7 protein-coding genes are annotated in these 7,196 nt (G+C 71.3%); 3 read left to right on the forward strand and 4 right to left on the reverse strand.

The genetic code is table 11. The annotated features are described in order from the left end of the window. Positions 1-44: 44 nt before the first annotated feature. Entirely contained in the window at positions 45-1,013 is a 969-nt protein-coding gene (locus E2651_RS05340; protein ID WP_135329815.1) for an ADP-ribosylation family protein, read from the forward strand. Here E2651_RS05340 and E2651_RS05345 read toward each other — a convergent pair. Continuing rightward, positions 1,007-1,714, reverse strand: a complete 708-nt coding sequence (locus E2651_RS05345; protein ID WP_135329816.1) for an NAD(P)H-binding protein — start codon at positions 1,712-1,714, stop codon at positions 1,007-1,009. The genes E2651_RS05340 and E2651_RS05345 overlap by 7 nt on opposite strands. A gap of 115 nt (positions 1,715-1,829) precedes the next feature. Here E2651_RS05345 and E2651_RS05350 point away from each other — a divergent pair, with 115 nt between their 5' ends. Continuing rightward, a complete protein-coding gene (locus E2651_RS05350) occupies positions 1,830-2,555 on the forward strand; it encodes a TetR/AcrR family transcriptional regulator (protein ID WP_135329817.1) in 726 nt (241 codons plus the stop codon). Between the two features lie 70 nt (positions 2,556-2,625). Then, a complete protein-coding gene (locus E2651_RS05355; protein ID WP_135329818.1) occupies positions 2,626-3,441 on the forward strand; it encodes an SAM-dependent methyltransferase in 816 nt (271 codons plus the stop codon). 49 nt (positions 3,442-3,490) lie between these two features. On the opposite strand, the gene E2651_RS05360 is transcribed toward E2651_RS05355, so the two are convergent. From E2651_RS05360 to E2651_RS05370, 3 genes are all read right to left on the reverse strand, one after another. Further along, entirely contained in the window at positions 3,491-4,114 is a 624-nt protein-coding gene (locus tag E2651_RS05360; protein WP_135329819.1) for an isochorismatase family protein, read from the reverse strand. A gap of 113 nt (positions 4,115-4,227) precedes the next feature. Next, positions 4,228-5,220 carry a GlxA family transcriptional regulator gene (locus E2651_RS05365; RefSeq protein WP_135329820.1) on the reverse strand — a complete coding sequence of 331 codons (993 nt, stop codon included), beginning with the start codon at positions 5,218-5,220 and terminating at the stop codon, positions 4,228-4,230. Positions 5,221-5,601: 381 nt separating this feature from the next. Beyond that, positions 5,602-7,059 carry a hypothetical protein gene (locus E2651_RS05370; protein WP_135329821.1) on the reverse strand — a complete coding sequence of 486 codons (1,458 nt, stop codon included), beginning with the start codon at positions 7,057-7,059 and terminating at the stop codon, positions 5,602-5,604. Positions 7,060-7,196 lie beyond the last annotated feature (137 nt).

A 7,196-nucleotide genomic window follows, 5' to 3' on the forward strand; every position in this document is an offset into this window, starting at 1 on the left:
GTTGTGGCAGTGGGCGTGCACGCGCCTCGACCTGGGGGCTTGGGATGGCGGAGCAGACGGAGAGTACGGCGGGCCGGGCCGCCGTCGAAGAGCGCTTCCTGCGCGAGTGGGGGTTCGAACTCCCTGAGTCGGTCTTCCGGTTCTGGGCGTTCCTGGGCTCGCTCGGCCCCGTGGAGAAGCGGGCTCTGGGGGAACTGGACGTGAGCCCCGTCGGCATCATGGACCTGTTCGCCGACCCTGGCCTGCGGCCGCGCGACGGCATCGACGTACGCGTACACGGTCGCTATTACCGCGACCCGCCCGAGTTCCTGACCTTCCTGCACGGCGGCTCCGACGGCCTCCACCACGGCCTGTGGTTCGACGACGGCCGCACCTGCAGTGGCGTCGCGTCGTACTACAACAACGACGGCGGCGGCATCAACACGCATGCGGGCACCCCACTTGAGGCGGTGCGCGCGATCCTCGAACTCGTCTGGCGCGACCTCGACGACGACGTACAGGACGAGGAGGTGACCGCACGGCGCTCCCGCCTGGCCCTGCTGCGCGACGCCCTGACCGGCTTCGAGACCGGCGACAGGACCGAGGCCGGCCTCGCCTACTCCAGGGCGTACGACTGGGTCATCCAGCCCGAGGAGCCCGACCGGGTCACGACGCTGGACGGCGCGGGCGCACTCGCCGCGGGGGAATCCGATCTTGACCGCCCTGCCAACAACGGCGCCGACGCGTACAAGTTCGCGACGTACATGTACGCCCTCTTCGACGACGCCGATGCGCTGCGGGCGAACCTGGAGGAGGCCCGCCGCCGTTGCTCGGCGGGCGATCCGACGGAGGCCCTCGTGCTGGGCCGCGACCTGCACTGGGCGTCGGGCGGCGACCCGGACCGCGAGGCGCTCGCGAACGAACTGCTCGTGCTGGCCTATCGCGCGCTGGACCGCCCCTCACTGGCGGGGATCGCCCAGGCGCATCACCGGCACCGTTCCTTGCCGAAGGTGGACGTGCTGCGACATCAATAGCCGATGGTGAAGCGGCGCTGGACGAAGCGGGGCAGTTCCGCCTCGTCTATCAGGGCGACGGCGGCGTCCTCGGCCGAGATGCGGCTGCGGCCGTCGGCGTCCACGACGGGCTGGTCGCCGCCGGTGCGGAAGCGGCCCGTTCGCTCGCCGGGGGCGATGTCCTCGGCGGGACTGAAGTAGGTCCACAGGCGGTTCGACGTGCGCAGGACGTTCAGGGCGTCCCGATGGCCGCGCACCGCTGCCGCGTAGGCGCGGGGCAGGCCGATCTGGTCCAGGGTCTCGTGCAGCAGCTCGTCGGAGTCGGCTCGTACGACTCCCGGTTCCAGCTCCAGGCTGCCCGCGCCGCCGATCACGATCAGCCGGGTCCGGGGGTGCCGCTCCAGCGCCTTCAGCAGGGCGCGCGCCGCGGCGGCGTAGACAGTGGGGTCGGCGATCGAGCGCCGCACGGTGTCCGCGATGTCGTGGGCGGCGTTGCCGGGCTGGAACGCGCTGATCAGGACGTCGAGACCGGGCAGGGCGGCCGCGATGGCCGCGGGGTCGAGGACGTCGACGCTCGACCATGTGACGTTCTCCCGCTGCTCCTTGGCCGCGGCCGACGAGGCGTCGCGGCTGAACGCCTTGACGTGGTGCCCCCGGTCCAGGGCCTCGGTGACGACCCGGCTGCCGATGGTTCCCGTGGCTCCGATGACTCCGATGTGCATGGCTCTCCCCTGTGCATGCGGACGTGCGACGCCCCTGATGGTGACGCCGTGCGGAAACTATACGCCGTGAAGTTTTCGAACGGCACGCATAAAATTGACGCTGTAGATTGTCCGCGTGGGAGATACAGGCAGCAGGGGCAGGGGCCGGGGCAGGCGCGAGCGGCTACGGGCCGAGACGACCGCCGAAATCAAGGACGTGGCCTTGGCGTTGATGGCATCGGGCGGTCCCGACGCCATCACCTTGCGGGCCATCGCCCGCGAGATGGGCATGACCGCGAACGCCATCTACGGGTACTTCGCCACCCGGGACGACCTGATCACCGCGCTCATCAACGACGTGTACACGGCCCTCGCGGACGCCGTGGACACCTCCTGGGAGGCCACCTCCGCCGAGAGCCCGGCCGCCCGGATCCAGGCATGGGCCTGCACGTTCCGGAACTGGGCCCTGGCCAATCCGCAGGGCTTCCGGCTCATCTACGGCGATCCTGTTCCCGGCTACCACTCCCCCGAAGGCGGCGCCGCCCCGGACGCCGCGCGCCGCGTCTGCACCGGGCTCACCGCCCTGGCGGCCGCCGCCTGGCCGCACGCCGAACGCCTCTACGAGGGCAGCGAGTTCGCGTGGTCGGACTTCGACGCGGGCCTGCTCGGCAAGGTGCGCCCGGCCTTTCCGGAGCTGCCGCCTGCGGCCGTCGCCCTCGCGCTCCGCGTCTGGGGGCATCTGCACGGCTTGGTGTCGCTGGAGGTCTACGGCCATCTGCGCACCCAGACCGTCAGCCCGGACAAGCTCTTCCAGGAGGAACTCGCCCAGTTGGTACGGACGTTGGGCCTGCCCCGCCCGTGACGGGCCGCCTCCCGAGGCTAGGTTGTGCGGTGGAACAGTTCACGCCTCGGTGGAAAGACGGACGGTACCCATGACCGACCCTGCGACGACGCCCGGGTCTGCGGCGCAGCAGCAGATCGACACCTCTGTGCCGCACTCGGCGCGGATCTGGAACTACTGGCTGGGCGGGAAGGACAACTACGCCGTCGACGAGGCGGCGGGTGACGCGTACAGCGCCGTCTTCCCCGGCATCGTCACCGTCGCCCGCAGCAGCCGTGCGTTTCTGCGCCGCACCCTCACGTATCTGGTCGAGGATGCGGGCATCCGGCAGTTCCTCGACATCGGCACGGGCCTGCCGACCGGGGACAACACCCATGAGGTCGCCCAGCGGCTCGCTCCCGAGACCCGGATCGTGTACGTCGACCACGACCCGATGGTGCTCGCGCACGCCCGCTCCCTGCTCACCTCCACCCCGGAGGGGGCTACCGCGTACATCGACGCCGACCTGTCCGACCCCGACCGGATCCTGGCGACGGCCGCGCGGACGCTGGATCTCACGCGCCCCACGGGTCTGATCCTGAGCAACATCCTGGGTCACGTCGCCGATCACGACCAGGCGCGCGCCATCGTCGCCCGCCTGATGGAGGGGTTGCCGTCCGGCAGCCACCTCTCCATCAACGACGGTTCACGGGGCACGGACGCCGATTACGAGCAGGCCCAGGACGCCTACAACGAAACCGGCGCCGTCCCGTACTTCCTGCGTCCCGTCGACGAGATCGCGGCGTTCTTCGACGGCCTGGAGCTGCTGGACCCCGGGGTTGTCTCGGTCCCCCTCTGGCGGCCGGACCGGACCGCCACCGCCCCGGGGCCCATCGGCGAGCACGGCGGTCTCGCCCGCAAACCGTGATCGGCGTGATCGCCATGATCGGCGTGGTCGGCGTGGTCCCTCAGGTCCTTCAGGCCGGGAGAGCCGCGACGGTGGGGACGACCGTGCCGAACAGGTCGGTGATCGCGGTGAGCGCGGCGGCCTGGAGGCCGGCGGCGGGCAGGACGCCGCCGTCGGGTGTGGCGAGGGCACGCGTGGCGGTGGCCTCGGCGACGACGGTGGGCCGGTAGCCGAGGTTGAAGGCGCCCTGGGCCGTGTAGTTGACGCACATGTGCGTCATGAAGCCGCCGAGGATCAGGTCCTTGCCGCTGCCCGGCGCGGCGCCCAGATCGGTCAGCGTCTTCTCCAGTTCCGTGAGGTGGAAGGAGTTGGGGAACTGCTTGACGACAACGGCCTCGCCGTCCACCGGGGCGACTTCGTCGCTGATGGCCCCGATGTGGGCGCGGATGTCGTACGGGGTGCCCTCACCGCCGTCGTTGATGACGTGGACGACCGGGGTGCCGGCGGCGCGTGCACGCTCCAGCAGCCGGGCGCCCGCCGCGAGGGCCTCTTCGGCGCCGTCCAGGGCCATGACGCCGCTGCGGTAGGTGTTCTGGAAGTCGATCAGGATCAGGACGGATTCGCTCAGCCGGGGCGGCTGGCTGTCCAGGCCGATCACGTCACGCAGGGTCGTCGAAGGCTGGTTCGTGCTCATAGGGAACCTTTCCAAGGGTAAAGAGGCATGGCGAAGCCACAAGGCCCGCCTGCCGGCGGAGAGCTGAGAGATGAGAGATGGATGGGTGAAGAGGGTCAGGATCAGGATCAGGGTCAGGTGGTCTGGGTGCGGAAGCGGCGGCGGTAGGCCCCCGGCGTGGTCGCGAGCTGCCTCTTGAAGGCCCGGTGCAGGGTTTCGGCTGAGCCGAGCCCTGCAGCGGTGGCGACCTGGTCGAGCGGACAGTCGGTGGTCTCGAGCAGGCGGCGGGCCGCCTCCACGCGGGCGGCCTCGACATAGCCGGCCGTGCTGGTGCCCGTCTCCTGCTTGAAGACGCGGGCGAAGTGCCGCTCGCTCAGGCACATCCGGGCCGCCAGCGCCTCCGCGGACAGGTCCGCGTCGAGGTGATCGGCGATCCACAGGCGCAGTTCGTCGATGTCACGCCGGGAGGTGGCGGGACGGCTGAGCGGGACGGAGAACTGGCTCTGGCCGCCCTGCCGCTTGAGGTACATCACCAACTGCCGGGCCACCGCGAGCGCGGTGTCCTCACCGAGGTCCTCGGCCACCAGCGCAAGCGCGAGATCCAGGCAGGCACTGATCCCGGCCCCGGTCCACAGGCGACCACGGTCCGTGCGTACGAAGATGGGGTCCGGGTCGACCGTGACGGCGGGGTGGTCGGCGGCCAGCTGGGCGGCGGTCGACCAGTGGGTGGTCGCCGTCTTCCCGTCGAGCAGCCCGGCCGCGGCAAGGACGTGCGCGCCCACGCACACCGACGCCACGCGCCGGGCGTGCGGGGCGGTCTCCTTGACCCAGGCGACGACGTCGGCGTCGATGCGGGCGACGGGGCCGTCCTCGGTCATGTCGACCGCGCCGGGCACCAGCAGGGTGTCCACCTGGCCGCCGACCTCGTCGAAGGCGAGATCGGCCACGAGGCGCACCCCCGCGGACGTCCGCACCTCGCCGCCGACGGGCCCGGCGAGGCGGACCTGGTAGCCGGCGCGGCCCGCGGTCTCCCGGTTGGCCAGCGCGAAGACCTCGGCCGGGCCGGTGACGTCGAGGAGATCGACATCGGGGAAGACCGCGATGACGACACGGTGCGAAGTGGGCATGCCCCTATCCTCACGGCGGCCACCGATGGCCGCAATGACGATTCCCTGTCACATGCGGACATGCGGACATGCGGTGGGCGATTCGGCTGGGCTGACGTGGACCGATGCCGGGGCCTGCGGCCGGCCTGAGCTGAGCTGAGCTGAGCTGACCTGATCTGAGCTGAGCTGAGCTGAGCTGAGCTGAGCTGAGCTGAGCTCGTGCCGATGGTGGTCGGGACTTGGCCGGAGGGCGGGGCCGGCGCAGACCGAGGTTGACGGGCCGACAACCCGGCCCGAGACCCTACCGACCGTGAACAGGGCCCGGCCTGAAGGCTCAGCCTGCCCAAGGCTCCGTACCCGGCTACGACCGGCCCGCCCCTCCCCGCTGGAGATCCCTCCGCGTCAGGCCACGGGCCCGCGCAACCCGGCCACCGCCCACTTCGCCCGTGTCGAAAGGCCGCTCAGCGCCTTCGCCGACTGTTTGGCGATCGTGTTGAGCAGGGTCTTGGTGTGCGTCATCGTCGACAGCGCGAGGTCCGCGTCGCCCGCCTCGACCGCCGCGAGCGTCAGCTCCAGATGCTGCTCCGTGATCAGTCGGCCGAGCCCTCGGCGGTGCCACTGCGCCGCCGTGTTGTCCGGAGGAGTGCCGTCGACGCCGACCGCCGCCCGCGCCCGTTCCAGGGCTCGCCCGGCTGCCGCGAGGTCGCCCTTGCCGCGCTCCAGGCGAGCCAGGACGTACGCCTCCGATGCCCGGTCCAGTGCCGTGTCCTGGAGCGAGAGGAGGTTGAACTGGGCGCGGGCCTCCTGCGCGTGGTCGCCGATGCGTTCCAGCGCGCGGCTCAGCTCGCGGAGCCGGTCCGCGTGCGGGCCCGTGTCGTCCAGCAGGCGGATGAGCGCGACCCTGGCGTGCTCGGTTCGGCCCTGGCGGCGGGCCAGTTCGATCCAGGTGAACTCGCTCTCCGCCGTCGCGTCGCGCGCCTCCTCGGCGCGGGCCCACTCCACGGCGCCGGCGCTGTCGGTGACCTGCCCGAAAGTCGCCGAGCGCAGCAGCGGAACGTCCTGGTCCTGCCCGTGCGACGCCACAAGCACCGCGGCGAGCCGACGCTCCTGGAACCACTCGGATCGCTCGGCGGCGTTCTCGCGCTCCAACAGGCATCGCAGCAGCGACAGGTCATCGTCCCTGCGGTCGAACTGCGCTGCCCGCAGCACCCCGGACCGGAGCACCGGATCCGCGGCCGCCTCCTCCCGCGCACCGAGGTCGCCGGAGCGCACGCGCTCCAGAGTCTCCCGTCCCGGGCCGAGGACCACGTCGCGCAGGCACTGCCGGTAGGACTCGTGCAGCCGGTACGCGCACAGGTCAGGGGAGTTGAGCAGGACATGGTCCGGTTCGGTGCGCCCGGCGGCCGACTCCGTCAGGGCGAAGAGCTCGACCAGCGGCCTGTCCGGCAGGCCGAGACCACTGACCAACGCCGCTCGCTGCGCGTCCAGTTCCGGGGCGAACTCCTCGCGCGCCTCGTCGTCCCCCGCACGCACCTGCGTCCGCAGGCCCTCCTCGTCCAGCTCGGCGGTGAGGCCTTCGCACCACTCGGGCAACCGGACGAGCATCTCGAGCGCCTCCCCGACGCTGTCGGCGATCAGTACGGCGTCGCCCTCGGAGGACGCGTGGAGTACCGCCTGATCCGCACACAGGAAGTACGTACCGCCGGTGTCGTCGCCCGCGATCGGCTCCAGTGACGCACCGGACGCCAGGTGCACGTCCTCGACGTGGTACGCCCTGCTCACGTCGAAGTTGAAGGGAAACGCGGCCAGTTCGGCCAGGTCGGGGCGGCTGCGCAACAGCTCCAGTACGCGATCGGTCATACGACCGAACCCTAGGGCCTGTCCGATGGGTCCTGCCGGGGTCGCGACCCCTGGCACGCACTCCCCCAAGCTCTCGGCTTCGCTCGAGCAGGGAGGTGCCCCCTCCCGCGTTGTCGTCGGTTGCCAACGCTCCGCGT

Origin of the sequence: Streptomyces sp. MZ04, from assembly GCF_004684775.1 — a bacterium.
In the GTDB taxonomy this organism is placed as follows: domain Bacteria; phylum Actinomycetota; class Actinomycetes; order Streptomycetales; family Streptomycetaceae; genus Streptomyces.

Bases quoted from the DNA above. Each gene is read 5' to 3' on its own strand.
- E2651_RS05360 (WP_135329819.1), bottom strand. From the start codon at position 4,114: ATGAGCACGAACCAGCCTTCGACGACCCTGCGTGACGTGATCGGCCTG.
- E2651_RS05370 (WP_135329821.1), bottom strand. From the start codon at position 7,059: ATGACCGATCGCGTACTGGAGCTGTTGCGCAGCCGCCCCGACCTGGCC.
- E2651_RS05345 (WP_135329816.1), bottom strand. From the start codon at position 1,714: ATGCACATCGGAGTCATCGGAGCCACGGGAACCATCGGCAGCCGGGTC.
- E2651_RS05365 (WP_135329820.1), bottom strand. From the start codon at position 5,220: ATGCCCACTTCGCACCGTGTCGTCATCGCGGTCTTCCCCGATGTCGAT.
- E2651_RS05340 (WP_135329815.1), top strand. From the start codon at position 45: ATGGCGGAGCAGACGGAGAGTACGGCGGGCCGGGCCGCCGTCGAAGAG.
- E2651_RS05355 (WP_135329818.1), top strand. From the start codon at position 2,626: ATGACCGACCCTGCGACGACGCCCGGGTCTGCGGCGCAGCAGCAGATC.